Origin of the sequence: Streptomyces sp. NPDC002888, from assembly GCF_042888465.1 — a bacterium.
In the GTDB taxonomy this organism is placed as follows: Bacteria; Actinomycetota; Actinomycetes; order Streptomycetales; family Streptomycetaceae; genus Streptomyces.
Genome location: NZ_JBIAPU010000002.1, coordinates 377285 through 402721, shown reverse-complemented (window position 1 = coordinate 402721; position 25437 = coordinate 377285). Strand labels below are relative to the sequence as shown.

Genomic DNA, 25437 nt, shown 5'->3' with positions numbered 1-25437 from the left:
CCGTCCCTGGCGGTGCCTGGAATACGTGGAGCAGCAGTCGGCGGCCGTCGGCGCGCTGCGGCGCCTGGTGGACGAGTGGGAGGCCGTGGACTTCTTCGAAGGCGCCGACCTGCACCCGCTGCGGTCCGTCCTGCTGGAGATGCGGTCGACGGCCGCCCTGACGGCGATGGCGCGCCGGGCGAGCCGTTCGCGCACCCAGGAACTGCCGGCGTGGTGCGACACGGGCTGGGCGGTGTTCTTAAGGCTGGCCGGTGACAACGCGGCGGCGAAGGAACTGCCGGTGAGCATGGCGTTCCTGTCCCTGGCCGCCGACCAGCTCATGGAGGACGGCAAGGCCGAGCCCGCGCAGCAGCTGCGGCGCTGGAACCGGCAGCAGGCCCGCGACTGGGGCCTGGAGGACCGGATGGCCGACTGGCAGCGCACCGGTGTCGCCCAGCCGCCGCCGTCGCTGGTACCGGCGTATCTGATGATCCAGTTCGAGCCCGACGGCGTGGACCCCGACCACTACTACCTCTCCCACTGGCGGCAGTCGGACGCGGAGGGCTGGCACCCCGTCCCCGGCGAGACGCTGCACCTGCACCGCGACGAGCTGCCCTCCGAGGTCGAGCAGCTCATCGAGCAGACCGAGGAGCGCTGGTCGGACCTGCGCCAACCGGTCGTCATCGAATTCATCCTGCCGTGGGAACTCCTCGGTGAGCCGGTCGAGTGGTGGAACAAGGAGTCGGGCTCCTCCTCCTCCCCGACGCCCCTGGTGCTGGACTACCCCGTCCTGCTCCGCAGCTTCGAACGCCTGCGCAAGGCTTCCTGGCACCGGCCCTGGCACAACAAGTGGCGCCAGCTGAAGGAACAGCCCGCGAACAGCCACCCCTACTGGAACCGTCCCGGCCACTCGCACTTCCATCTGGAGCGGGAGCTGAAGGAGGACGAGCAGGCCGTCTGCCTGGTGCTCAGCGAGCCGCCGGGCGGTGACTCCCCCACCAGCCGCCGCGAGTTCAGAGCGGGTCTGCGGGCCGGGATCCCGGCCATGATCTGGCACCGCGGCGACTGCTCGGATCCGGCCTTCAAGGAGGCCGTCGCGGACATCGTGCAGGACCGTGGACTGGGCAGCCTTCTGGAGCGGACCGGAAGATGGCGCAGAGAGGCGCTGGCGGCCGGCCCCGAGGGATGGGACAACCACGTGGGACGCCACCTCGCGATCCTGCTCGACGACCCGGAGCGCAGACCCGGACCGCCGGGCCCCGACCACGCGCCGGGGCAGCGGTGAACCGGTCGGCCGGGTCACGGGGTCGCGGACCGTGGTTCGACGGCGAGAGGACGTGCCACGCAATGAACCCACGTGCATCCATCGGCCGGTGCCGGTCCCGAGCCGGGTTGCCTGCCCCTAGCATGCTTTTGCGCACCCTCCGCATGAGCCCCCGTACGCACTTGCCTCGGGGGTGGACGCACTGCAAGGCTTTCCCCGTGGATGTCACGCATGCCCGGGGTCTGCGCGACTCCGCGTCACTCTCGCCGTCACCGCGACGCCTTGAGAGCTCCCATGCACGATGACGACGGCCGGCGACCGGCACAGGCCGCGCGGGCGCGACGGGAGGCCGCCCACGCCCTGAGCAGGCTCGCACAGCCGGACGGGCCCGAGCCCGCCGAGGCGATCCTCGTCATCGACGCCCATCCCACGATGAGGGTGTGGGACCGGGCCGTCGACGACCTCGTCGAGGAGCTGCGGCAGGCGGGCGACTTCACCCGGGTGCGGGTGGTACGGCTGCTGGGCACCGACGAGACCGACCCGGCCCGGGTGGCCCCGGAGGCACCCCTCGGTGCCAGGCCGGCGGATGTGCGCCGGGTCGTGCTGGTGCTGACCGACGCGCTGGCGCTCGGGTGGCGGCTCGGCGCCGTGCAGCCGCTGCTGCGCGAGTGGGGCCGTACGTGCCCCGTCGCCGTGGTCCATCTGCTGCCTCAGCACCTGTGGTTCCGCACCGGCCTGGACGTGTACCGCGTCCGCATCCGCGCATCCCGCCCCTGGACGGCCAACAGCGCCTGGGACTGGGCCGAGCGCGAGGTTCCGGCCGGGCTGGAGGACGCACCCGGGGTGCCCGGCGCCGAAGCCGGGAGCAGCGAGGGGGAGACAACCGAGGCCGAGGCCGAGTCCGACCCGGTCGTCGTCCCCGTCCTCGCCCTCACCAACCGGTGGGCCGAGGCCCTCACCCGACTGGTGTCCGGGCGGGAGCCCGAGTGGCTGGACCTGTCCGCCATCCAGGCCAGGGAGTGGAAGAGCAGGCCCGACGCGGCCCGCGCCCTGCCCTGGGCCGAGGACATGCCCGACCCGCACAGCCCCGTCCCGGCCGCCGAACGGGTGTCCGACTTCAGGGCCGCGGCCAGTCCGACGGCGTTCGCGCTCGCGACCCGGCTGGCCGCCGCGCCGCTGAGCCTGCCCGTCATCCGCAGGGTCGTCGGCACCACCCCGGACGCCGGCCCCGTCCATGTCTCCGAACTGCTGATGAGCGGACTGGTCCGGCCCACCCGTACGGAGGGTGAGGGACCGGCCGACGTGACCTTCACGTTCGCCCCGAACACCCGGGAGGAGCTGCTGGCGCTGGGCCGCCGCAGCGCCACCGCGCGGGTGCTGCACGACGTACGCGCGTTATTCGCCGAAGACCGGGCGGCCGACGCGTTGTTGCCCTCTCCACAAGAACCGCTGGACACCCTGGCGATGCCGAGCGTCAACAGGCGCAACATCGCCTTCTTCCGCGTGGAGCTGACCGCTCTACGAGCCCTGTCGGGCAGGTACGCCCAGCGTGCCGCCATGTTGGCGAAGGTGTTGAGCTGGCACGATCGGCGATACGCAGTCAGCCTGGAGAAACCACTACGTACTTTGACGGGAACCGTGCCGTCCGGTCCGACCTCGGCGGCGGTCGGCCCCGAAGCGGCGCACGCGTCCCGAACCGCTTCCGAAGGAGCCTCGCAGATGTCGACAACACCCCAGCGGACCGCGGAGGGGGACCGCACGGCACAGCCGCGTGTCTGGGGGAATCTGCCGCCCCGCAATCCGAACTTCACCGGGCGCTCCGCCCTGCTGGAGCTGCTCGACCAGCGGCTGCGGGAGGGCACGACGACGGTGCTGCCGGAGGCGATCCACGGCATGGGCGGCGTCGGCAAGACACAGCTCGCCATCGAGTACGCCTACCGCCACCAGAGTGAGTTCGACGTCGTGTGGTGGATCCCGTCCGAGCGGCCGGGCCAGATCGGACAGGCCCTGGTGGAGTTGGCCCAGCGGCTGGGCCTGGAGACCTCCCCCGAGGCCAACATCGCGGGTCCCGCGGTCCGGGAGGCGCTGCGCGAGGGACGGCCGTACTCGCGCTGGCTGCTGATCTTCGACAACGCGGACAACCCCGAGCAGGTCCGCCACTACTTCCCGCAGGGCGGCAACGGCACGATCCTCGTCACCTCCCGCAACCGGCGCTGGGGCCAGGTCGGCGGCTCCCTCGAGGTGGACGTGTTCACCCGCGAGGAGAGCAAGGAGCTGCTGCGCCGCTCCGGCCTGCCGCTGCAGGAGGAGGAGGCCGAAGCGCTGGCCGAGGCACTCGGCGATCTGCCGCTGGCGCTGGAACAGGCCGCCGCGTGGCGCGCGGAGACCGGGATGCCGGCGTCGGAGTACCTCCGCCTCTTCGAGTCCAAGCGCATGGAGCTCCTCGAGGTCGCCCCTCCGCCGGACTACCAACTCCCGGTCGCCGCCGCCTGGAACGTCTCCCTCGACCACCTGGAGACCCGCAGCCCCGCAGCGCTGCGTCTGCTCCAGCTGTGCTCCTACTTCGCTCCCGACCCGATCTCGCGGTCCATCTTCTCGGGGCTGGGGAACAGCAGCATCTTCCCCGAGCTGGATGCGGCGCTGAACGACCCGATCCGGCTGGCGCGTGCGATAAGGGAGGTGAACCGGTATTCGCTGGCGCGTATCGATCATCGTACGAATTCGATCGAGATGCATCGATTGGTGCAGCTCGTGTTGAACAACCGCATGTCTCCCCAGGAGCAGTCCCGTATGCGTCATGGCGCTCACACCCTGTTGGCCGCCGCCGACCCGAAGACTCCCTCGAATCCCGGGAGCTGGCCTCGGTACGCGGAGCTGTACAGCCACGTCATCGCCTCCGACGCGATCAAGTCCGACCAGCCGTGGGTGCGCCAGCTGGTGCGCAACGTCGCCGAGTACCTGTACTTCTGGGGCGACCACGACGTGTCGCTCGACTTCTCCGAGCAGGCCTGGGAGTCCTGGCTCACCATCTTCGGCGAGGAGGACCAGCAGACACTGCTGATGGGGCAGTGGCTCTGCTTCATGTACTGGGTGGTGGGCCGCTTCGACGACGCCGCCCGGCTGGTCTCCCACCTCCGCGAGGTCTACGAGCGCACCGCCCCGCCCGACAGCGAGGACATCCGGGAGGACGCGCTCGACGCGATCCAGCTGGAAGCCGCCGTACGACGGGTCGAGGGCAGGTTCGCCACCGGCGCCGAGCTGGACAGAGTCGCCTACGAGCGGGCACGCAGGGCGTTCGGCGAGGACGACCCGACCACGCTCAACATCACCCACAACCTCGGGGTGAGCCTGCGCCTCGCCGGTGACTTCCAGCAGGCCCTGGAGCTGGACCGGCGCACGCTGGGCCTGAAGCTGAGGCTGTTCGGACGGGACGACCGGCGGACGCTGATCACCGAGTACGCCATGGCCATCGATGTGCGGGAGACCGGTGACTACGTGGGTGCGCGGTCCCTGCACGAGGCCGTGCAGGGGGCGTACCGGGACGTGTTCGGGGTCGGCAACCCCGCCGCGGTCGACGCCATGCGCCAGCTGAGCGAGTCCTGCCGCAAGGAGGGCGACCACGCCCGCTCACTGGAGCTGGCCACCGAGGCACACGCCCAGTTCATCCGGCGCTACGGCGAGACCCACCCCCGCTCCCTGTCCGCGGCGCTGACCCTCTCGGTGGCGCTGCGTCAGAACGGCGACCTCCAGGCGGCCCGCACGCGGGGCGTGAAGGCCGCCGAGGGATACCGGCAGATCTACGACCCGCACCACCCGCACGTGCTGTCCGCCGACATCGACCTCGCCGTGACGCTGCGGCTGCTCGGCAAGGCGGAGGAGGCGCGGCGACTCGACGAGACGGCGCTCGGCTCGCTCACCGACCGGCTCGGCGCGGGGCACCCCCTCGCCCTCGTCTGCGCCATCAACCTGGCCAGCGACCTGGCCGCGCTCGGACAGTACGAGGAGGCGCGGCGCCGGGGCGAGGACACGCTGGCCCTGTGCCGGATCACGTTCGGGGAGGACCACCCGACGACGCTGGCGTGTGCCGGGAACCTGGCGTTGGACCTCGCCGCCACCGGCGCCGAGGCCCAGGCGCGCACCCTGCGCGAGGACACCCTGGAGCGCATGGAGCGTGTGCTCGACGCCCCCCGCCTCCAGGTCGAGTCGGGCACCCCGCACCCTGCCACCGTGCAGTTCCGGGCGGGTGAACGCGCCAACTGCGACATCGATCCGCTGCCGCTGTGAGGTGAGGCGAAGGGGGCTGCTGCGAGCAGCCCCCTGTGTCCCCTCTGGCCCACGTCTTGTCTAACTCGCCGTCGGCTCCCCGCCCGCCAGCCAGGCCGCCAGCGCCACCGGGTCGGGATCCGCGCCGCTGTCCGTCGTCGCCCGGAGGGCGTCCTGGACGGCGCGGGCCCGCTCCGGGAAGTCCATGAGGAGGCGGGCGGCGGGGGTGTCGGCGGGGAGGGTGCGCCCCAAGCCCACCCATGCGGCCGCCGGGGTGCCCTTGGTGGCGAGGCGGTCGGTGAAGGCGGCGTGGGCGGCGGTGTGGTCGCCGCAGGCCAGCAGCACGTCGGCCGCGTCGGCGCCGTCGACTCCCCCGGCGTCGCCGTCACGCGAAGCGGCGTGGTGCCGCCAGTCACCGTCGGGATCGTCGAGCCCGTGCCGGGCGAGGACGGCCGCACCGTCCAGGAACCGCACCTCGATGTCGGGGACGACCGCCGGCGCGGCGGCCAGGGCGGCCGGGGGCCGGGTGTCACCGCGCCGCCAGGCCCGTACCGCCTCCTCGACGGCCTCGGCGGGCGGCCGCAGGTGATGGGCGCGCCAGCGGGCCCGATGGTCGGCGGCGGCCTCCAGGGCCAGGCGCAGCTCCCTCTCCGGCACCTCCTCGGCCATCCACTCCTCGAGCCGCTCGCCCAGGCGGTCCAGAACGCCGCGGCCCAGCGGTGTCAGCTGTGCGTGCCCGCGCACCTCGTTCAGCGTCGGCCACACCTGGGCGCGCCACAGCGCGAACTCGAAGTGGGCCAGGGGCGCGTAGGCCGGGTCGGCGGCGTGTCGGTGGGTGCGCCAGAAGCGGGTCACGCCGTGGAAGGCGTAGATGCCCTGGAGGAGGCCGCCGAGGGGGCGGGGGTCGTCGCGCCAGGGGGCGTAGAAGAGCTGCTCGGGCGCCTGCCGGTCGGCGGGCAGGCTCAGCCGGCCCAGGTGCATCAGGCCGCCGAGCTTGGTGTGCTGGAACTCGTGGACGAGGGTCGCGGCCAGCTGGGGCGCGTCGTCCGGGCGGGAGGCAGTGATCCCGCCGAAGGCGTCCCCGGCCGTGCCGCTGTACGGCCGAAACCTTTCTCTCGTCGGGGTCGGTGCCACCGACATCAGCCCACGGCGCATCGCCTGGGCGCTCTCCGGTTCGTCGCGCAGCAGCACCTCCCAGGCGCCCGCCAGCAGCGTCTCCCAGGATTCCGCTTCGTCCTCGGACAGCAGCCGTGGCTCGCTCGGCCGGGGGAACGTGCGGTACGGGTCCAGCTCCTCCAGCACCATCGTCTTCGCCCGCTCCCCGGACCCCAGCGTCAACCGGCGTACGGGAAGCCACCCCGGGCCACGACCGGCCTGACCTGGAGGAACCTCGACCTCCCCGCCCGCCCCGCTGATCCGCAGCCGCCCCTCGCGCGCCACGACCCGCGCCGTGCCCCAGGCTTCCTGGGCGGGGAGCCGGGCGCAGCCCAGCGTCGGCAGCGGGACGACGCTGCGGCGCACGGGCACGGTGATCTCGAAGTCCAGCCCGGCCCGCGCTCCGGCGGCCGCGGCCAGTGCCGTGAGATGGCCCAGGACCACCCAGGTCGGCGCGTCCTCGTAGGAGCGGCCCCGCAGCCGGCGCAGCGCCAGCGACACCCACATGCCGGTGCCCGGGGACATCAGCACGTCCTCGAACACCTCGGGCGCCTGCCGCTGCACGCGTTCCAGCAGCGCCCAGGCTTCGGCGTACGGCAGTTCGGGGTCGTGGCCCTGGGCGGCGTCGTCCTCGGTGCCGTCGTCCTCGGTGCCGTCGTTCTGGGCCCCGTCGGCCTGGGCCGGTGAGGCAAGTTCCCTGTCCAACGCGCGTAGCAGCAACAGCCGACGGCTGCGTTCCGCGTTCAGCACCTCGTCGAGCACCGCTTCGTCGCCCTCCCCGCGCGCGAGGGCCAGGGCGGCGGACGCCGAGAGCCGGTGGAACGTCAGGTGGTCCGCCGCTGTCGTGGCGTCACCGGCCACGAGTCCTCCACAGCACCCTGCCGGTCCCCTCGGTCGAGTCAGTCGAAGCGGTTCGGGTTGAACGACACCGTGATGGCCTGCGGGCCGTCGATGTGGCGCAGCAACTGCTCCACGGACTCGGCGACGGCCGTGTCGTCCATGGAGCGCAGCGCTGCAAGAGAGACCCCCGAGAGATCCACGACAGCGGACTCGACGGCAGACATCGTTTCCTCCACGGCTGCCAAGTCCCCTCCCGTTAACGATGTGCGATGTGTCGGCGCTGCCGGTGCCTCAACCATCATGACCCAGCGGGCCACCCCGCGAAACCCCATATCCACGCCGCGCCCGCGAGATCAAGTCAGCCGTGCTGCCGGGCAAGTTGGTCCGTAACGGTGTTCACTCGTTCCACTTCCGTCGACGGACCCTCCAGGAGTCGTACGGCTTCCAGGAACTGGTCCAGCGTCCCCGGGTAGCGCAGGCAGGTGCGTACGACCCCGATGAGGTCGAAGCGGAGCCGGGAGTCGCGAGGGCTGTTGGCGGCGATCACGGAGCTGATGCTGTCCAGGACGAAGGACATGCCACCGGGGGCGCGCAGGGTCGGCAGGGTCATCAGGACGTCCACAAGGAGCATCAGGTCGCGCAGCGGCAGGTTGTCGGGAAGACCCGCGAGGGAGGTGACCTGGTGTGTCGCACCGGGGGCCCCGAGTGACTCGCGCGGGGGCAGGCCGGCGTGACGGGCCATCAGGTCGAGCTCGACGGGCGACAGGGTGTCGTACCAGCGTTCCACGCGGCGGGCCGCGAGCCGCCCCAGGCCGTCGGCGCGGTGGTGGGCGCTCACCACACCGATCACGGCACCCTCGCTCCACACCACGGCCCCCGACATCCCCTCCCAGGGGGAGCGTTCCGGTTCGACGTCGGCGGGCGGGGCGACGACGGCCAGTTCGAGTGTGCCCTCCCGGCGGTTGGACAGCACGGAGACGGTTCCCGAGAGGTGGCAGGAGTCGCGGTACTGGACCGAGGAGGCGTCGTCGAGGGGCGGCCTCGGGATGTCCTGGCGCAGCTTGAAGCGGGGGAAGCCGACCGCCGTGAACGGCAGCACCACGTCGGCGTCGGGGACCGCGGCATAGCGGGGCGACGAGACGGCGCCAAGCCGTGCGGCGGGTACGTACCCCAGCTCCAGCAGGGCGATGTCGGCGGCCTCGGACAGCAGGACCACACGCGCGTCGGCGCTCCACTCCTCCGGCAGGTCGGCGTCGAAGCGGACCCGGATCGACTCCACCGGGTCGGCCACGACATGAGCTGCCGTCAGTACGCAGGTCTCGCCCACCCGGTAGCCGGAACCGCGTCGGCCCGGCCGTCCGCCCGGCCGCCACACCAGCACCTCGGCGACCCGCGCCGGCTCCAGCCCCTGCCCCGTTTCCCCCATGGAGGCCCCTTACCCGCCGCCCCGCGGGGGTACGCCGGTGTCAGTTGTTCCAGGTCTCGTCGTACGGGTCGTGCGGGACCGGTACCGGTTCGGCGGCGGTGACCTCGATGAACGGGATCCGGCCGTTGTTGACCGGGTCCCTGGTCTGCCGGGCGGTGTAGGTGCCGGTCACCGTCAGCCAGGTGTCCGGCTGCAGCACCGGGGGGATCCGACCGGTCAGGCCGACCTTGACCGGCTGGGCGTCGGCGGCACAGCAGTTGAGGGCCATGCGCACCAGGTAGGGCGTGCCGGCGCGGTCCAGGGCGACGAAGCCGGTGAGTTCGATGCGGCGGCCGGCGAGGGAGCGGCCGTGGTCGTAGGCCGCGCGGCCCGCGTAGTCGGCCACGGCGAGGCGGAGGGGGCCGGCGGACGCCGGGAGGGCGGGGTAGGCGAGGGGCTCCTGCAGGGCCGTACCGGTGCGGGTGGCGCTGTAGGAGCCGAGGGCGGGCGGGGCGACCAGGATGAGGGCGAAGAGGGGGAGGACGAGGAGCCAGGAGACGCGGGGTTCGCGGTGCTGGTGACCGTGTTCGGCGTCCGCGTGAGCCGCCTTCTCCGCCTGGGCCGTCTTGTCCGCGTGAGCCGCCTTCTCCTCCTTCGTCTGCCGCCACTCGTACCACGCCGTCGCCACCGCCGCCGCGATCAGCACCACGCCGGACGCCAGGAGCAGCGGTTGCAGGCCCGCCTTGACGTAGCGCAGGTAGAGGTCGGTGAAGCCCGCGTGCAGCAGGGCCGCGCCGAGGAGGAACAGGACGGCTGCCTGGGCCTGGCGGTTCACAGGAGCACCGCCCCGGTCAGCACCGAGACGGTGACGGCGAGCACGAAGGTGGCCGGGGCGAAACGCAGGGCGAAACCGCGGCCGAAGGTGCCCGCCTGCATCGCGAACAGCTTCAGGTCGATCATCGGGCCGACCACCAGGAAGGCGAGGCGGGCGGTGAGCGAGAACTGGGTCAGGGAGGCCGCCACGAACGCGTCCGCCTCCGAACAGATCGACAGGATCACCGCCAGGACGGCGAGCGCGAGGACGGAGAAGAGCGGGTTGTCGGCCGCCGAACGCAGCCAGCTCTCGGGCGTGACCGCCTTGAGGGTGGCGGCGGCCATCGCGCCCACCACCAGGAAACCGCCCGCGTGCATCACGTCGTGCCGGACCGAACCCCAGAACGCCGCGCCCCTGCTCTGCCCCTCGTACGAGGAGTGCGTCGGCGGGCGCAGCCAGTCGGTGCGGCCGACGCGCTGCCACAGCCAGCCCATCGCGCACGCCACGAGCAGGCTCGCGACGAACCGGGCCAGGACCATCTCGGGGTCGCGGGGGAAGGCGACGGCGGTCGCGGTCAGCACGATCGGGTTGATGGCGGGGGCGGAGAGAAGAAAGGCGAGTGCGGCCGCCGGGGCCACCCCGCGCCTGACCAGCGCCCCGGCCACGGGGACCGACGCGCACTCGCAGCCCGGCAGCACCGCGCCCGCCACACCGGCCACCGGGACGGCGAGCGCGGGCCGCTTCGGCAGGGCACGGGCGAAGAACGACGCCGGTACGAACACGGCGATCGCCGCCGACAGCAGAACCCCCAGCACCAGGAACGGCAGGGCCTGCACGACCACCGCCACGAACACCGTCATCCAGCTCTGCATCACCGGCGCGGACAGGGCGCGGCGGATCGGCGACTGGACCACGACCACCAGCAGCAACACCATCGTGAGCACCAGCGGGGAGGTCAGGCGCCGGCCCTCCTGCTCCCGTGCGCCCGGTCCGGGCGGCCCGCCGGTGTGGTCCGCCCGCGGCGGGGCGTCTTCGGTGATGGCCACGGTCGGGTCCCTCCGGGTTTGCCGTGCTCTGCCTCCCCTTTCATACGGGATCGGAGGAACGGACGTTCAGTCGCCCCTGGAACCACCCGTCCCGGTAAGGCAGTCTTTTCCCTCGTGGCAAGCGTTCCGAATCAAGGTCTGCCGACCGACGTCGGCGCGCACATGGTGGTCTGCGGCGACGACGGGCTCGCGCACCGGCTGGCCACCGAGCTGCGCGGTGTGTACGGCGAACAGGTCACCCTGGTCGTACCGCCCAACGAGCGCACGGTGAGACCACCGGTGGTCGGGCGGGCGCGCGCGGTGTCGGCGGCGCTGCTCGACCGGGTGGTGAGCGCGGCGGTCAACCGGGCGGCCGGCAACGGGAGCAATGCGGCCGGCGGCAGTGAACCCCCGGGGAACGAGCGGGTGATGGAGGCCGCCGAGCCCACCGAGACCGTGCTCGCCGACGCCGGCGTGGAGCGGGCGGCCGCGCTGGCGCTCGTGTACGACGACGACGAGACCAACATCCGTGCCGCGCTCACCGCACGCCGGCTCAACCCCCGTCTGCGGCTCGTCCTGCGGCTGTACAACCGGCGGTTGGGGCAGCACATAGAGGAACTCCTCGACCAGGCGGCCGCGTTGGCCACCGGGGCCGGGGACCCGGCGGGCGACGCCTCCACCACCGTCCTGTCCGACGCCGACACCGCGGCGCCCGCGCTGACGGCCACCGCCGTCGCCGGCACCACCAAGGTCGTCCACACCGACGGGCTGCTGCTGCGCGCCGTGGACCGGCCGCCGACCGGGCCCGGACGGGGCGGCGATCCCGGGCTGGCCACACTGGCGCTGCTGTCCACGACGAGCAACGATCCGGCCGGAGCGGACGGTTCGGAGAGCAGCGGGGAGCAAGGGCCGCAGCTGCTGCCCGACGCGACGGCGGTACGGGAGGCGACGGGGCGCGGGACCGTGGTGCTCGAGCAGGTGTCGTACTCCGCCGCCGGGCCCGCGCTGTCGGCAGGGCGCGGGGTCGGGGTGGTGGCGCCGTTCGCCTCGCTGTTCTCACGGCGGTTGCGTTGGTCGCTGGCCGGGTTGGTGGTGTGTGTGCTCGCGCTGGCGGTCGCGTTGTGGCTGGCCACCGGGGTTCATCCGTTGGGGGCGCTGTATCTGACGCTGCTGGATCTGTTCTCCATCAACGATCCGGCGATCGGGGCGTCCACCGAGCGGCAGGTTCTTCAGCTCCTGTCCGGGCTGGTGGGGTTGCTGCTGCTCCCGGTGCTGCTTGCGGCGGTGCTGGAGGCGTTGGGGACCTTCCGGAGCGCCGGGGCGTTGCGGAAGCCGCCTCGGGGGCTCGGTGGGCACGTGGTGCTGCTGGGGCTGGGGAAGATCGGGACGCGTGTGCTGACGCGGCTGCGGGAGCTGAACATTCCCGTGGTGTGCGTCGAGGCCGGGCCCGAGGCTCGTGGACTGGCCACGGCGCGGCGGTTGCGGGTGCCGGTGGTGCTGGGGGACGTCACGCAGGAGGGCGTGCTGGAGGCCGCCAAGATCCATCGGGCGCATGCGCTGCTGGCGGTGACCAGTTCGGACACCACGAATCTGGAGGCCGCGTTGTACGCGCGGTCGCTGCGGCCGGATCTGCGCGTGGTGCTGCGGCTGTACGACGACGACTTCGCGACGGCGGTGTATCGCACGTTGCGGGCCGCGCATCCGCATGCGCTGACCCGGAGCCGGAGTGTGTCCCATCTGGCCGCGCCCGCGTTCGCCGGGGCGATGCTGGGGCGGCAGATTCTGGGGGCGATTCCGGTGGAGCGGCGGGTGTTGCTGTTCGCCGCGGTGCAGGTGGGCGGGCATCCGCAGTTGGAGGGGAAGACGATGGCTCAGGCGTTTCGGGCGGGGGCGTGGCGGGTGTTGGCGTTGGATACGGGGGCGCGGGAGCGGGAGCGGGCGCGTGGGGAGGGGGGCGAGGACTCCTCGGAGGATGTGCAGTCGTCCGGGCTGGTGTGGGACCTGCCCGAGTCCTATGTGCTGAAGGGTGAGGATCGGGTGGTGTTGGCGGCGACGCGGCGGGGGTTGGCGGAGCTGTTGGGGCGGCGGCCGCGGGAGCGGGCAGCCACGTAGGGGCTGGCCCATGGTTTCTTCGCCCCCGCCGCCCCTACCCGTCCCATCACCAGGGGCTCCGCCCCTTCGACCCCGCCAGGGGGCTCTGCCCCCTGGACCCCCGCTCCTCAAACGCCGGAGGGGCTAGTTATTCGCCAGGTGCCTCTCCGCGAACTCCAATTCCAGGCGGACCTGCTTGATCCGCTCGTCCACCACCAGCGACCCATGACCCGCGTCGTATCTGTACACCTCGTGGACCCCGCCCCGCGCCTCCAGGCGCTTGACGTAGTTCTCGATCTGGCGGATGGGGCAGCGAGGGTCGTTCACGCCCGCGGAGATGTAGACGGGGGCCTTCACCTCGTCGACGTATGTCAGGGGGGAGGACGCCTCGAAGCGTTCCGGGACCTCCTCCGGGGTGCCGCCCAGCAGCGTGCGGTCCATCGCCTTCAGTGCCTCCATCTCGTCGTGGTAGGCCGTGACGTAGTCGGCGACGGGGACCGCCGCGATGCCCAGGGTCCACGCGCCCGGCTGCATGCCGAGGCCGAGGAGGGTGAGGTAGCCGCCCCAGGAACCGCCGGTGAGGATCAGGCGGGAGGGGTCCGCCAGCCCGGACGAGATCGCCCACTCCCGTACCGCGGCGATGTCCTCCAGCTCGATCAGGCCCACGCGGTGCTTCAGCGCGTCCGTCCAGGCGCGGCCGTAGCCCGTGGAGCCGCGGTAGTTGACCCGGACGACCGCGTAGCCGTGGTCCACCCAGGCCGCCGGGCCCGCCGCGAAGGAGTCGCTGTCGTGCCAGGTGGGGCCGCCGTGGATGTCGAACACCGTGGGCAGGGGACCGGTCGCGCCCGCCGGCTTCTGGACCAGCGCGTGGATACGGCCGCCCGGGCCCTCCACCCACACGTCCTCCACCGGGACCGAGCCCGGTGACCTCATCCCGGGCGGGTCCAGGACGACCCCGCCCGTCGTCGAGCGGACCGCCGACGGCTCGGCGGACGACGACCACAGGTACTCCACGCTGCCGTCGGGGCGGGCCGTCGCCCCGGAGACGGTGCCGGCGGGGGTCGGGACCTTCACGAGTCCGCGGGTCGCCAGGTCGTAGCGGAACAGCTCGCTGCGGGCCTCGAAGCTGTGCACGATCAGCAGTCCCGAGCCGTCCGGATACCACTCGGCGCTCACGTCACCGGGCAAATCCAGGGCGAGGTCGCTCTCCTCGCCGGTGGCGACGTCCCACACCAGGGGCTCCCAGCGGCCGCGCCTCTGGTGGCCGATGAGCAGGCGGGTGTCACCGTCGACAGGGGCGAAGCCCAGCACCTCCAGGCCCAGTTCCTCGGTGCCGCCCTTGGTGTCGTCCAGATCGGCGACGGCGGTGCCGTCCGGGCGCAGGACGCGCAGCGCCGAGTGCATCGCGTCGCCGTGCTCGGTGTGCTCGATCGCGATCAGCGAGCCGTCGTGGGAGAGGTCGCCGACGCCCGCCGACTCGCGGTGGCGGTAGACCTCCGCGGGGGCCTCACCCAAGCGCGCGAGGTGGATCGTCGTACCGTCCTCGTCCGTGGAGCGGCCGACGACCGCCGTGCGGCCGTCCCGTCCCAGAGCCAGCCCGGCCGGGTAGGACAGGTCGAGGCCGGGCGTCGCGACCTCGTTCTCGCCGCCCTCGAAGCGCTGGCGGCGCCAGACGCCGAACTCGTCGCCGTCCTTGTCGTCGAACCACCAGATCCACGCGCCGTCCGGGGAGAGCACACCGTCCGTCGTCCCGTTCGGCCGGTCCGTCACCTGGCGCTGGCCGCCGGTCGACCGGTCCCAGGCGTACAGCTCGTACGTCCCCGTCGCGTTGGACACGAACAGGGAGCGCTCGGGCGCGTCCTCCGCCCAGTCGGGCAGCCACACCCGGGGCGCCCGGAAGCGCTTCTCCCAGTCCGGCATGTCTTCGCCGGACACCTGCTGTTCCCGGGAGTCGGACTCGTTGCTCTCAGTCATGACCCCATACTGCCTGCCCCCGCCGACAATGCGCTGGCCAGGTCCCCAACCTGTGGACAACCTCCACGCGGCCGACAGCCGGGCAGGCCGCTGGGGCCGACCCCGCGGCCCGGGGGCGCGCGGCGGCACCGTACCTTTGGGGTGTGTACCGGTTCCTGCTGACGCCCCGCTGGTGGGGGATCAACGTCTTCGTGCTGCTGGCCATCCCCTTCTGCGTGTTCATGGGGTCCTGGCAGCTCAGCCGGTTCGAGTCGCGCGTCGAGGACCACCGCACCGCCCGTGAGCAGGTCGCGTCCGACGAGAAGGAACCGGCCCGGCCGCTGACGGAGCTGCTGCCCGTGGACAAGGCGACCTCCGGCGACCAGACCACCGCGACCGGCCGGTACGGCAAGCAGCTCCTCGTGCCCGGCCGGGAGCTGGACGGCAGGAGCGGGTACTACGTGCTGACCCTGCTGCGTGTCGACGGCGGCAAGGCGCTGCCCGTCGTACGGGGCTGGCTGCCCGGCACCCCCGACCCGGCGAAGGCCCCGGCGCCGCCCGCCGGCGAGGTCACCGTCACCGGTGCGCTCCAGGCGTCCGAGACGCCGGGCGACAACGGTGTGAGCGCGCAGGGCGGGCTGCCGGCCGGGCAGACCGCGGCGATCAGCTCGGCGTCCCTGGTGAACCTCGTGCCGTACGACGTGTACGACGCGTGGGTCACGCTCGACAAGGGCGACTCCGGGATGAAGGCGGTGCCGGCGAGCTCACCGGCCGACACCGGCCTCGACCTGAAGGCGTTCCAGAACCTCGGCTACACCGGCGAGTGGTTCGTCTTCGCCGGGTTCGTCGTCTTCATGTGGTTCCGGCTGCTGCGCCGCGAGGTCGAGATCATCCGGGACGCGGAACTGGGCATCGTGGCGGAGGAGCTCACGATGGAGGGGGCGAGCTCCTCGGCTCAGGACCCCGCCAGCAGCCCCGTCCGGTAGATCACGCCCGCGCACGCGTTGGACACCGTCGCCGAGACCGTCGGTGAGCCCGCCTCCGGGGTGTGCGAGATGACGACGCTGCCGTCGGCCGTGCCGTCCTCCGTCATCAGCTGGGTCGTCGTGCCCGTGTCGCCGCCGGTGGAGGAGCCCTCGGTGGCGGAGCCGTCCCCGCTCGGTGTCGGGCTGGGCGTGGGGCCGCCGGTGCTGCCTCCGTCCGTGCTGCCGGGATCGGTGGGGCAGGTCTCCGAGGGCACCCAGGCGAACTTCACGTCGTAGGCCGAGCCGGGCGCGAGGACCAGCTGGGCGAGGTAGAGGGAGGGGTCGGGCAGCGTGGCCGCCGCGTCCCCGGAGGCGTGCTGCACCACGGTGATCTTCGTGCCGTCGGCGGCGCCCTGCGGGAGCGGGGTGACGGTGCCTTGCCCTGTGACCGTACAGCCGGCGTCGGAGACGTTGGTGACGCGGAAGGTGCCGTAGACGATTCCGGCCGAGTCGGGGACGTCGACGTTCGCGGTGGCGGAGCCGAGCTGGGCTGCCGTGCAGACCGGGGCGGCCGCCGCGCTGGGCACCGACGGGTCGGCCCCACTGGTCGCGCCGACGGTGGCGCCGGGGCCCTTTTCCTTCTCCTCGGCCTTCTTGCCGTCCTTGCCCTTGTCCACGGTCTTGCCGGACGAGGTGCCGGAGGTGCTCTCACCGCCGTCGGGGTGGTTGCCCTGGCTCGCCCCGCCCTGCGCCTGGGAGGCCTGCCCGGCAACGGAGGGGTTGACGTCGGAGCCCTCGGCGTTGGAGACGTGCACGAGGGCCGGGATGGCGGTGCCGATGAAGAGGGCCGCGGCCGCCATGCCGACGGCTGCCTGTCGCTTGCGGGCCCGGCGGGCGGGCACCGCCCGCCTGAGGTGGTCCAGGGCGCCGTCGCGCGGCTCCATCTCCCCGACCGTCCGTTGCAGCATCCGGCGCAGTGCCAGCTCGTCCGAGTCGAGCCCGCCCGGGCCCTGGTCGTCGAGGTGGTGGTTCACGGTTCCGTTCCCAGCGTGCGATTGCTTCGGCTCTGGCTTGTGCGGCAGCCCCGTCGGCTCGTGCCACTCGTACGGCTCGTGCCGCTCGTGGGGGTCTGGTCCCTCGGCTTCCCCGGTCACGCCGGCTCCTCCATGGCGGTGCGCAGGGCTGCGATGCCGCGGGAGCCGTAGGCCTTGACCGAGCCCAGCGAGATGCCGAGCGTCTCGGCGACCTGGGCCTCGGTCATGTCGGCGAAGTAGCGCAGGACGAGGACCTCGCGCTGGCGGCGCTGCAGGCCCTTCATCGCCTTGATCAGGGAGTCCCGCTCCAGCTGGTCGTACGCCCCCTCCTCGGCGCTCGCCATGTCCGGCATCGGCTTGGACAGCAGCTTCAGTCCGAGGATGCGGCGGCGCAGGGCCGAGCGGGAGAGGTTGACGACGGTCTGGCGCAGGTAGGCGAGGGTCTTCTCCGGTTCCCGGACGCGTTTGCGCGCCGAGTGGACACGGATGAAGGCCTCCTGGACGACGTCCTCGCAGGAGGCGGTGTCGTCGAGGAGGAGGGCGGCGAGACCGAGCAGCGAGCGGTAGTGGGCCCGGTAGGTCTCGGTGAGGTGGTCGACGGTGGTGCCGGCGGCCACTGTGTCATCTGCGTACTCGGCGGACTCGGCGCCGTCACGCTGTCCGGGTATGCGGGCGGGCCGCGCTGCGGGCATGGGCGCGATCACCGGCATGCCACCGGGCGCCCCGGCCGCGCGGGGGCGGACGGCGGGCCGGCGGGCCGGTAGAACCGCACCGCGCGTCGCCGCACTGAAGTCGAGTACCTCTGCCACTGCCACGCCTGTTGGACACGCTCACCCCCGTGAGGGTTGTACGTGCCGAGCGTCACTTTCGCGTCAGTCCATCTGGCCGACAACGTTCTCGCGCCAGGCAGCACAACCGACGGCGTCTCACATGCCCTCATGCGTCCCGCTCTTCCCCTGTGTCCCATATGAACGGGCGTCCCCACGCCCGGATCACAGCGCCCCCATGCGCCGGGATCATGCATCTCCACGCCCCCGAAGGGCGACCGCAAAGACGCTCCCCGCCCTCCGCACGGTTGCGGAGGGCGGGGAGAAAATCTTCGGATGCCGACCGGGTCCGAAACAAGTGGTCCGGACCATCGGTCGGCTCACACCTGCTCGGCACAAATCCTACAAACCCTTGTGCCTCCGGCCAGGAGTTTTCCGGCCCACCGGTTCGTCATGAGTAAGTCATGCGAGCGTCATGCCCGCCTCAGGCGAACTCGGCGGCCACCAGCTCCGCGATCTGCGTGGTGTTCAGCGCGGCCCCCTTGCGCAGGTTGTCGCCGCACACGAACAGCTCCAGCGCGGTGGGGTCGTCGAGCGCCCGGCGCACCCGCCCGACCCAGGTCGGGTCGGTGCCGACCACGTCGACGGGGGTGGGGAACTCCCCGGCGGCCGGGTCGTCGCACAGGACGACACCGGGAGCCGTGGCGAGGATCTCGCGGGCACCGTCGACGGTGACCTCGCCCTGGAAGCGGGCGTGGACGGTCAGCGAGTGCGTCGTGACCACCGGCACCCGCACACAGGTCACGGCGACGGGCAGCCGGGGCAGTCCGAGGATCTTGCGGGACTCGTCCCGCACCTTCATCTCCTCCGACGACCAGCCGTCCTCGCGCAGCGACCCGGCCCACGGCACGACGTTCAGCGCCACCGGCTCCGGGAACGGCCCGGTGTCGTCCCCGACGGCCCGCCGTACGTCACCGGGTGCGGTCCCCAGCTCCGTACCCGCCACCAGGGACAGCTGCCGGCGCAGGGTGTCGACCCCGGCCCGGCCCGCCCCGCTGACCGCCTGGTACGAGGACACCACCAGCTCGCGCAGCCCGAACTCGGCGTGCAGCGCGCCCAGCGCCACGATCATCGAGAGGGTCGTGCAGTTGGGGTTGGCGACGATCCCGCGCGGCCGGTTGCGCACCATGTGCGCGTTGACCTCGGGCACGACGAGCGGCACCTCGGGGTCCAGCCGGAAGGCGCCGGAGTTGTCGACCACCACCACGCCCTTGGCGGCGGCGATGGGCGCCCATTTCGCGGACACCTCGTCGGGTACGTCGAACATGGCGACGTCGACCCCGTCGAAGGCGTCCTCCGACAGGGCCAGTACCTCGACCTCCTCCCCGCGCACGGCCAGCTTGCGGCCGGCCGAGCGCGGCGAGGCGATCAGTCGGATCTCGCCCCAGATGTCCGCGCGCTGGGAGAGGATCCGGAGCATCACGGTGCCGACGGCACCGGTTGCCCCCACGACGGCGAGCGTCGGTCGCCCGGACCGCTCCATCAGCGGCCAGTGCCTCCGTAGACGACTGCCTCGTCGCTGTCGGAGTCGAGTCCGAAGGCGGTGTGCACGGCGCGCACGGCCTCCGGCACGTCGTCGGCACGGGTGACGACCGAGATGCGGATCTCGGAGGTCGAGATCAGCTCGATGTTCACACCGGCGTCGGACAGCGCCTCGAAGAAGGAGGCGGTGACGCCCGGGTTGGTCTTCATGCCCGCGCCGACCAGCGAGATCTTGCCGATCTGGTCGTCGTAGCGCAGCGAGTCGAAGCCGATGCCGCCCTTGTTCTTCTCCAGGGCGTCGATGGCCTTGCGGCCCTCGGTCTTCGGCAGCGTGAAGGAGATGTCCGTCAGACCGGTGGAGGCGGCGGACACGTTCTGCACGACCATGTCGATGTTGATCTCGGCATCGGCGATGGCGCGGAAGATGGCGGCGGCCTCGCCCGGCTTGTCGGGGACACCGACGACCGTGACCTTGGCCTCGGAGGTGTCGTGTGCGACACCGGAGATGATGGCCTGCTCCACCTTCTTGTCCCCTTGCTCGATCGGCTCACTGCTGACCCACGTGCCCTGCAGTCCGCTGAAGCTGGACCGGACGTGGATCGGGATGTTGTAGCGGCGGGCGTACTCCACACAGCGGTGGAGCAGCACCTTGGAGCCGGAGGCCGCGAGCTCCAGCATGTCCTCGAAGGAGATCCAGTCGATCTTCTTCGCCTTCTTCACCACGCGCGGGTCGGCGGTGAACACGCCGTCCACGTCGGTGTAGATCTCGCAGACCTCGGCGTCGAGCGCGGCGGCGAGGGCGACGGCGGTCGTGTCGGAGCCACCGCGGCCGAGCGTGGTGATGTCCTTCTTGTCCTGGCTGACACCCTGGAACCCGGCGACGATGGCGATGTTGCCCTCGTCCAGCGCCGTACGGATCCGGCCCGGCGTGACGTCGATGATCCGGGCTTTGTTGTGGACCGAGTCGGTGATGACGCCTGCCTGGCTGCCGGTGAAGGACTGGGCCTCGTGGCCCAGCTTTTTGATCGCCATGGCCAGCAGGGCCATGGAGATACGCTCCCCGGCGGTCAGCAGCATGTCGAACTCACGCCCGGCCGGCATCGGGGATACCTGCTCGGCGAGATCGATCAACTCGTCCGTCGTGTCGCCCATCGCGGAAACGACGACGACCACCTGGTGGCCGTTCTTCTTCGCTTCCACGATCCGCTTGGCGACGCGCTTGATGCCCTCGGCATCGGCTACGGAGGAGCCTCCGTACTTCTGCACGACAAGGCCCACGTGCGCTCCTCGCTCAATCCGTCTCTTTCCGCAGATACGCATATGCACTGCGGTCGGCTCAGTCTATCGAGCGCCCGAAATCCGCCTCCGCGGTATCGCATGGTGAGACCCCGGCCGCTCTTGTTCCAGGACTGCACCTGCCCGCAGCCGAGAGAGACCACTCGAAAAGTGCCCCGCGTCACAACCCGCGTCACAAATCAACGCGGCTGTGAAGAAGTGTGACGGCTGTGAATTAAGTTTCAAGCATTAGGGTGCGATCTGTGCGCGTACTCCTGGTCGAAGACGATGAACCTGTCGCCGAATCGCTCCGGCGCGGCCTCAAGCGCTACAGCTTCGAGGTCGAATGGGTCACCACGGGCGCGGCCGCCCTGGCCCACACCGGCCCCTACGACGTCGTCCTCCTCGATCTCGGCCTGCCCGACACCGACGGCCTCGACGTCTGCAAGGCGCTGCGCGCCCGCAGTAACGTCCCGATCATCGTGATCAGCGCCCGCAGCGACGAGACGGACCGGGTGGTCGGCCTCGAGCTGGGCGCCGACGACTACGTCTCCAAGCCGTTCGGGGTGCGCGAGGTCATCGCACGGATACGAGCGGTCATGCGGCGCGTCCAGCCCCGCAGCGCCGAGGGAACCGGCCCCGACCGCTACGGCCCCCGCCTCACGGTCGACCGCAAGGCCGCCCGCGTCCACCTGGACGGCGAGGAGGTGTCCCTCGCGCCCAAGGAGTACGACCTGCTGTCCTTCCTCACCGAGGAGCCGGGCGCGCTGATGACGCGCGAGCAGATCATGGAGGCCGTCTGGGACGCCAACTGGTTCGGCCCGACGAAGACGCTCGACGTGCACGTGGCGGCGCTGCGGCGCAAGCTGGCCGGCGCGATCACCATCGAGGCCGTGCGGGGGGTCGGGTTCCGGCTCGTGGTGAACGAGGGTGAGGCCGCCGACGGCGGGAACGGCAACGTGTCATGATCCGCCAGCTCATCCGCAGCTACGTGCTGCTCGTCGCCGTCGCCATCTTCCTGTTCACCGTGCCGGTCGCCTTCACACTCACCTCCCAGCTGCGCGGCGACACCGAGCTGTCCGTCAAGCGCGAGGCGACCACCATGGCGCTGCTGCTGGGCAACGGTGACCGGGCGTCGTGCGAGGCGCTGGAGGAGATGGCCAAGGCGTACGCCGAGAAGACGCACGACCGGGTCGAGGTCACCGCCACCGATGCGTGCGCTGCGGACCTGCCCCGCCCGGCGCGGGACTCGGCCCTGGCCAAGGCCACGGCCGACGACGACACCCAGGTCGACTGGGGGTCGGACTTCATCTGGGGCCGGCACCTGGTGGTCACCGTGCCCGCGAGCGACGGGGACCGGACCGTCGGTGCCGTACGGATCGTCTACTCCACCAGCGAACTCACCGGGCGCCTGTGGACCATCTGGGGCTTCAGGGCAGCCCTCGCCGTGGCCGTCCTCGGCGTGGCCGCGCTGATCGGTGCCGTGGTGGCCCGCCGCCTCACCCGCCCGCTGCGCCAACTCAACGACATGGCGAGCAAGTTCAGCGACGGCGACCTGACGGCCCGTTCCCCCGTGACAGGCCCCCAGGAGACACAGACGCTGGCGCGCACCCTCAACCAGGGCGCGGAACGCCTGGAGACCCTGGTGGCCTCCCAGCGCATCTTCGTCGCCGACGCCTCCCACCAACTCCGTACGCCGCTGACCGCGTTGCGCCTGTCGCTGGACAACATCTCGGACGGCGTCGACGACGAGTTCGTACGGGAGGACGTGGAGCAGGCGACCGCCGAGGTGGTCCGGATGAGCCGCCTGGTCAACGGGCTGCTGGTGCTGGCCAGGGCGGAGGCCAAGGTGTCCGTGGCCGAGCCGCTGTCGCTGACGGACATCGTGACCGAACGCCTGGCCGTGTGGAGGCCGGCCGCCGACGAGCGCGGAGTCACCATCGCGCTCAGGGGGAGTGTTGTCGACGACCGGCCGCTCGTGTTGGCCAGCCCCGGTCATCTGGACCAGGTCCTGGACAACGTGCTTTCGAACGCCCTGGAGGTGTCACCGGACGGCAGCACCATCACCGTCCGGGAGGAGTCGAGCGCCGACGAGGTGCTCCTGTCGGTCCTCGACGAGGGTCCGGGCATGTCGGACGCGGAGAAGTCCCGCGCCTTCGACCGCTTCTGGCGCGGTCAGGGGCTGACCGGCCGCTCCGGTTCGGGCCTCGGTCTCGCCGTCGTCAAGCAGCTGGTGACGGACGACGGCGGAACCGTGACGTTGCGGGACGCTCCCGGGGGCGGACTGTGCGTGCGGGTCGCCCTGCGGGCGGCACAGCGCACCGGGTGAGAGCCCTCGGGGCGCGAAGGCTTGTGAGGATCAGCCCTCGGGCATCGCCGACGAGTGATGGTTGACGATCTTCCACTCGCCGTCCCGCTTCTCGTACTCGTAGGTGTAGCGGGCCTTGGTGGCGCTCTTCTTGCCGGTCTTCGGGTCGGTGAGGGTGAACTCGTAGACGCCGGTGTCGATGGCGGAGTTGCCGTCGAGAACGTTGACGACCGTCTCGACCTTCTTGCCGACCGGCTTCTTCTGCAGGAAGTGCTCGAAGTAGTCGACGATGCCGGCACGGTCGGTGCGGATCTTGTTGGAGAGGGTGGGCAGGAGGACCGCGTCGTCGGCGTAGAGGTCGGCCACCGTCTCCGGGTCACCGGTCTGCAGGGCCGCGTTCCACTTGTCGAACAGGGTGGTGACCTGCTTCTTCGACGGCTTGGCCGACCGCTCCGGACCGGCCGTGCTCACCCCGGCGGCGAAGGTGCCGGTGGCGACGAGGGCGGCGGCGGTGACGATGGCTGCGCGCTTGCCTATGGACTTGCCTGCGGGACGACGGGTCATCGCTCACTCCTGGTGCGGTGGGGTGGTGACCTCCCGCTCTTTCCTGTGCTGCGGGAGTGACTCCAGCCTCGCGTTCCGCCGGTTAGGGCCCGTGCAGGCGTCGTACAGCGCACGTCCAGGGCCGACCCAATTCTCAGGCGGAGGCCCGCCGCATCAGGCTGACCCCGGCCCCCAGCGACACGACCCCCATCCCGACGGCGGTCATCACACCCTGCGTCCCGTCCACGACGAAGGGCGCTGCCGCGGCGACAACGGCGTTGAAGAGGAAGAGGAACCACAGGACGGGGCGGGAGGAGAGCAGGGACTTCATGACGGGGTTTCCTTCGCGCTCGGGCGGACTTGTTGCTCGCGTTCGCTTGCGAGATCAACGATCCCGTCTCCGACCTGGGGAAACGAGGGAGTGCTCTCCCCGAAGGGGGGTGTAGCGGGCTACACCATGGGGGAAGGCATGGGAGGCTGCTGAGCCATGGCGAGCGGCTGGACGGGCGACGCGTTCCTGGCGGCCATCGTGCTGCTCGGCTCGTCCGTGCAGTGGCTGACCGGCATGGGCTTCGCCCTGGTCGCCGTACCGGCCCTCGTCCTGCTCCTGGGCCCCACCGAGGGCGTCGCCCTCGCCAACTGCGCCGCCGGGGCGATCAGCGTCGTCGGCCTCGCGGGCGGCCTGCGGCGGGTACGCCCCGGCGCGATGGTGCCGCTGTGCGCGGCAGCGGCGTGCACGGTCCCGGCGGGCACCTGGCTGACCCGTCAACTCCCGGAGCGTGCACTCCTGTTGGTCATGGGAAGCCTGGTGACCGCGGCGGTCGTCCTGGTCATGCGCGGCGCCCACGTCCCCGCCCTGCGCGGCACCAGGGGCGCGGTCGCCGCGGGCGCGGTCGGCGGCTTCATGAACTCCGCGGCGGGCGTCGGCGGCCCCCCGGTCTCCCTCTACGCCGTCAACGCGGGCTGGACGGTACGGGAGTTCGTGCCGAACGCGCAGTTCTACGGCGTGGTCGTCAACGCCTTCTCCGTCGCCGCGAACGGGGTGCCGGAGCTGTCCACGCCGAAGTGGGCGTCGGTCGTCGCCGCGATGGCCGTGGGCGGCGTGATCGGCAGAGGTCTCGCCGGACGCCTGCCGGAGGGCCGAGCCCGCCTCCTGGTGCTGTCCCTGGCGCTGGCGGGCGGGGTGACGGCTGTGGGGAAGGGGCTGTGGGGGCTGTGACCGTGGGGGTGGGTCAGTCGACGACAGTGATGTGCTCCCGGATCCAGCGCAGGTGGCCTGCGTCTTGAGCTCCGGGCTGAGCCGCGGAAACGCAGGCAGCCAACTCGCGCTGGGCAACGGCCTTTTGGCCACCACTCACCTGCGTTACGGTCGCGGGATGGAGATCTTGCGCTACGTGGCTTTCAGTACCGATCCCGCAGGGGGCAACCCGGCCGGTGTGGTGCTCGACGCCACCGGGGTCGATGACGCGACCATGCTGGCGGCAGCGGCGGAGGTCGGGTACTCGGAGACGGCGTTCGTGGTGCCGTCCGACGAAGGCACCCTGGACGTCCGCTACTTCAGCCCGCTCGCCGAGGTGCCGTTCTGCGGTCACGCGACGATCGCCCTGGCCGTCGCCCACGCCGACCGCAACGGCGTGGGGCCGCTTCGCCTGCGGACCAACGCGGGCCCGGTTCCCGTCACGACCTCGGTGGCCGACGACGGGACGACCGTGGCGACCCTGGTGAGCGTCGTGCCGCGAACGGAGCCCCTCGCGGAGGCAGACCTGGCCGACCTGCTGGCGGCCCTGCGCTGGTCCGCCGACGAGCTCGACCCGGCGCTACCGCCCCGTGTGGCCTACGCCGGCGCCTGGCATCCGATCGTGGCCGCGGCCGACCGGAGCCGCCTGGCCGACCTGGACTACGACATGCCCGCCCTCACCGACCTCATGCGCCGCAGGGACTGGACCACCGTCGACCTGCTCTGGCGGGAGTCGCCCACCGTCTTCCATGCCCGTAACCCCTTCCCGCCCGGCGGGGTCGTCGAGGACCCTGCCACGGGCGCGGCGGCCGCGGCCTTCGGCGGCTACCTGCGGGAGCTCGAACTGGTCGCCACACCGACGACCTTGACGATCCATCAAGGCGAGGACATGGGGCGCCCCAGCACCATCACGGTGTCCGTGCCCGGGAAAAGCGACAGCGGCATCGGCGTCACGGGCGCGGCCGTACGGATCTGAG

At 71.8% G+C, this 25437-nt stretch carries 20 protein-coding genes; 8 read left to right on the top strand and 12 right to left on the bottom strand.

Going from position 1 to position 25437, the window contains the following annotated elements; all coding sequences use genetic code 11:
- Positions 1 to 25: 25 nt before the first annotated feature.
- Together ACFYWX_RS04770 and fxsT are read left to right on the top strand one after the other, a co-directional pair.
- Positions 26 to 1264, top strand: coding sequence for a hypothetical protein (locus ACFYWX_RS04770; protein WP_389422503.1), 1239 nt, complete (start codon positions 26 to 28; stop codon positions 1262 to 1264).
- A 273-nt stretch (positions 1265 to 1537) separates the two neighbouring features.
- Complete coding sequence (gene fxsT / locus ACFYWX_RS04765; RefSeq protein WP_389422502.1) at positions 1538 to 5527, top strand: FxSxx-COOH system tetratricopeptide repeat protein; 3990 nt, start codon at positions 1538 to 1540, stop codon at positions 5525 to 5527.
- A gap of 60 nt (positions 5528 to 5587) precedes the next feature.
- Here the strand turns inward: fxsT and ACFYWX_RS04760 are convergent, their stop codons facing one another.
- The 5 genes from ACFYWX_RS04760 to ACFYWX_RS04740 form a co-directional block, all read right to left on the bottom strand.
- Positions 5588 to 7522: an HEXXH motif domain-containing protein gene (locus ACFYWX_RS04760; RefSeq protein ID WP_389422501.1), complete on the bottom strand. Its 1935-nt coding sequence runs from the start codon at positions 7520 to 7522 to the stop codon at positions 5588 to 5590.
- 38 nt (positions 7523 to 7560) lie between these two features.
- Positions 7561 to 7725 carry a hypothetical protein gene (locus ACFYWX_RS04755; protein ID WP_389422500.1) on the bottom strand — a complete coding sequence of 55 codons (165 nt, stop codon included), beginning with the start codon at positions 7723 to 7725 and terminating at the stop codon, positions 7561 to 7563.
- Positions 7726 to 7859: 134 nt separating this feature from the next.
- Complete coding sequence (locus ACFYWX_RS04750; RefSeq protein WP_389422499.1) at positions 7860 to 8927, bottom strand: trypsin-like peptidase domain-containing protein; 1068 nt, start codon at positions 8925 to 8927, stop codon at positions 7860 to 7862.
- Positions 8928 to 8967: 40 nt separating this feature from the next.
- Positions 8968 to 9741, bottom strand: a complete 774-nt coding sequence (locus tag ACFYWX_RS04745) for a TIGR03943 family putative permease subunit (protein ID WP_389422498.1) — start codon at positions 9739 to 9741, stop codon at positions 8968 to 8970.
- Complete coding sequence (locus tag ACFYWX_RS04740; protein WP_389422497.1) at positions 9738 to 10766, bottom strand: permease; 1029 nt, start codon at positions 10764 to 10766, stop codon at positions 9738 to 9740. Before ACFYWX_RS04740 ends, ACFYWX_RS04745 begins: the two co-directional genes overlap by 4 nt.
- A 162-nt stretch (positions 10767 to 10928) precedes the next feature.
- Between ACFYWX_RS04740 and ACFYWX_RS04735 the strand changes: the two genes are divergently transcribed.
- Positions 10929 to 12857, top strand: coding sequence for an NAD-binding protein (locus tag ACFYWX_RS04735; RefSeq protein ID WP_389422649.1), 1929 nt, complete (start codon positions 10929 to 10931; stop codon positions 12855 to 12857).
- Between the two features lie 123 nt (positions 12858 to 12980).
- On the opposite strand, the gene ACFYWX_RS04730 is transcribed toward ACFYWX_RS04735, so the two are convergent.
- Positions 12981 to 14810 (bottom strand): prolyl oligopeptidase family serine peptidase, encoded by a 1830-nt coding sequence (locus tag ACFYWX_RS04730; protein ID WP_389422496.1) that lies wholly within the window; start codon positions 14808 to 14810, stop codon positions 12981 to 12983.
- Between the two features lie 143 nt (positions 14811 to 14953).
- Between ACFYWX_RS04730 and ACFYWX_RS04725 the strand changes: the two genes are divergently transcribed.
- Positions 14954 to 15775 carry an SURF1 family protein gene (locus ACFYWX_RS04725; protein WP_389422495.1) on the top strand — a complete coding sequence of 274 codons (822 nt, stop codon included), beginning with the start codon at positions 14954 to 14956 and terminating at the stop codon, positions 15773 to 15775.
- On the opposite strand, the gene ACFYWX_RS04720 is transcribed toward ACFYWX_RS04725, so the two are convergent.
- The 4 genes from ACFYWX_RS04720 to ACFYWX_RS04705 all read right to left on the bottom strand — a co-directional run bounded on the left by ACFYWX_RS04720 (position 15745) and on the right by ACFYWX_RS04705 (position 20375).
- The gene (locus ACFYWX_RS04720) at positions 15745 to 16908 is read right to left on the bottom strand and encodes a hypothetical protein (protein ID WP_389422494.1); all 1164 of its coding nucleotides are present in this window, start codon (positions 16906 to 16908) and stop codon (positions 15745 to 15747) included. The genes ACFYWX_RS04725 and ACFYWX_RS04720 overlap by 31 nt on opposite strands.
- Positions 16905 to 17597: a SigE family RNA polymerase sigma factor gene (locus ACFYWX_RS04715; RefSeq protein WP_389422493.1), complete on the bottom strand. Its 693-nt coding sequence runs from the start codon at positions 17595 to 17597 to the stop codon at positions 16905 to 16907. The genes ACFYWX_RS04720 and ACFYWX_RS04715 overlap by 4 nt, the downstream gene beginning before the upstream one ends.
- 442 nt (positions 17598 to 18039) lie before the next feature.
- Positions 18040 to 19098 carry an aspartate-semialdehyde dehydrogenase gene (locus ACFYWX_RS04710; protein ID WP_389422492.1) on the bottom strand — a complete coding sequence of 353 codons (1059 nt, stop codon included), beginning with the start codon at positions 19096 to 19098 and terminating at the stop codon, positions 18040 to 18042.
- Positions 19098 to 20375, bottom strand: a complete 1278-nt coding sequence (locus tag ACFYWX_RS04705; RefSeq protein ID WP_389422491.1) for an aspartate kinase — start codon at positions 20373 to 20375, stop codon at positions 19098 to 19100. Before ACFYWX_RS04705 ends, ACFYWX_RS04710 begins: the two co-directional genes overlap by 1 nt.
- 260 nt (positions 20376 to 20635) lie before the next feature.
- Between ACFYWX_RS04705 and ACFYWX_RS04700 the strand changes: the two genes are divergently transcribed.
- Entirely contained in the window at positions 20636 to 21340 is a 705-nt protein-coding gene (locus ACFYWX_RS04700) for a response regulator transcription factor (protein WP_389422490.1), read from the top strand.
- Positions 21337 to 22701, top strand: coding sequence for an ATP-binding protein (locus ACFYWX_RS04695; RefSeq protein WP_389422489.1), 1365 nt, complete (start codon positions 21337 to 21339; stop codon positions 22699 to 22701). The genes ACFYWX_RS04700 and ACFYWX_RS04695 overlap by 4 nt, the downstream gene beginning before the upstream one ends.
- A 30-nt stretch (positions 22702 to 22731) precedes the next feature.
- Here the strand turns inward: ACFYWX_RS04695 and ACFYWX_RS04690 are convergent, their stop codons facing one another.
- A complete protein-coding gene (locus ACFYWX_RS04690) occupies positions 22732 to 23244 on the bottom strand; it encodes an SgcJ/EcaC family oxidoreductase (protein WP_389422488.1) in 513 nt (170 codons plus the stop codon).
- A 133-nt stretch (positions 23245 to 23377) separates the two neighbouring features.
- On the bottom strand, positions 23378 to 23554 hold the full coding sequence (locus tag ACFYWX_RS04685; RefSeq protein ID WP_389422487.1) for a hypothetical protein: 177 nt from the start codon (positions 23552 to 23554) through the stop codon (positions 23378 to 23380).
- Between the two features lie 156 nt (positions 23555 to 23710).
- Between ACFYWX_RS04685 and ACFYWX_RS04680 the strand changes: the two genes are divergently transcribed.
- Together ACFYWX_RS04680 and ACFYWX_RS04675 are read left to right on the top strand one after the other, a co-directional pair.
- Complete coding sequence (locus ACFYWX_RS04680) at positions 23711 to 24442, top strand: TSUP family transporter (RefSeq protein ID WP_389422486.1); 732 nt, start codon at positions 23711 to 23713, stop codon at positions 24440 to 24442.
- Positions 24443 to 24599: 157 nt separating this feature from the next.
- A complete protein-coding gene (locus tag ACFYWX_RS04675; protein ID WP_389422485.1) occupies positions 24600 to 25436 on the top strand; it encodes a PhzF family phenazine biosynthesis protein in 837 nt (278 codons plus the stop codon).
- Position 25437 lies beyond the last annotated feature (1 nt).

Coding starts and splice junctions, on each gene's coding strand:
- fxsT (WP_389422502.1), top strand. CDS start 1,538: ATGCACGATGACGACGGCCGGCGACCGGCACAGGCCGCGCGGGCGCGA.
- ACFYWX_RS04755 (WP_389422500.1), bottom strand. CDS start 7,725: ATGTCTGCCGTCGAGTCCGCTGTCGTGGATCTCTCGGGGGTCTCTCTT.
- ACFYWX_RS04750 (WP_389422499.1), bottom strand. CDS start 8,927: ATGGGGGAAACGGGGCAGGGGCTGGAGCCGGCGCGGGTCGCCGAGGTG.
- ACFYWX_RS04735 (WP_389422649.1), top strand. CDS start 10,929: ATGGTGGTCTGCGGCGACGACGGGCTCGCGCACCGGCTGGCCACCGAG.
- ACFYWX_RS04730 (WP_389422496.1), bottom strand. CDS start 14,810: ATGACTGAGAGCAACGAGTCCGACTCCCGGGAACAGCAGGTGTCCGGC.
- ACFYWX_RS04710 (WP_389422492.1), bottom strand. CDS start 19,098: ATGGAGCGGTCCGGGCGACCGACGCTCGCCGTCGTGGGGGCAACCGGT.
- ACFYWX_RS04695 (WP_389422489.1), top strand. CDS start 21,337: ATGATCCGCCAGCTCATCCGCAGCTACGTGCTGCTCGTCGCCGTCGCC.
- ACFYWX_RS04690 (WP_389422488.1), bottom strand. CDS start 23,244: ATGACCCGTCGTCCCGCAGGCAAGTCCATAGGCAAGCGCGCAGCCATC.
- ACFYWX_RS04685 (WP_389422487.1), bottom strand. CDS start 23,554: ATGAAGTCCCTGCTCTCCTCCCGCCCCGTCCTGTGGTTCCTCTTCCTC.
- ACFYWX_RS04680 (WP_389422486.1), top strand. CDS start 23,711: ATGGCGAGCGGCTGGACGGGCGACGCGTTCCTGGCGGCCATCGTGCTG.
- ACFYWX_RS04675 (WP_389422485.1), top strand. CDS start 24,600: ATGGAGATCTTGCGCTACGTGGCTTTCAGTACCGATCCCGCAGGGGGC.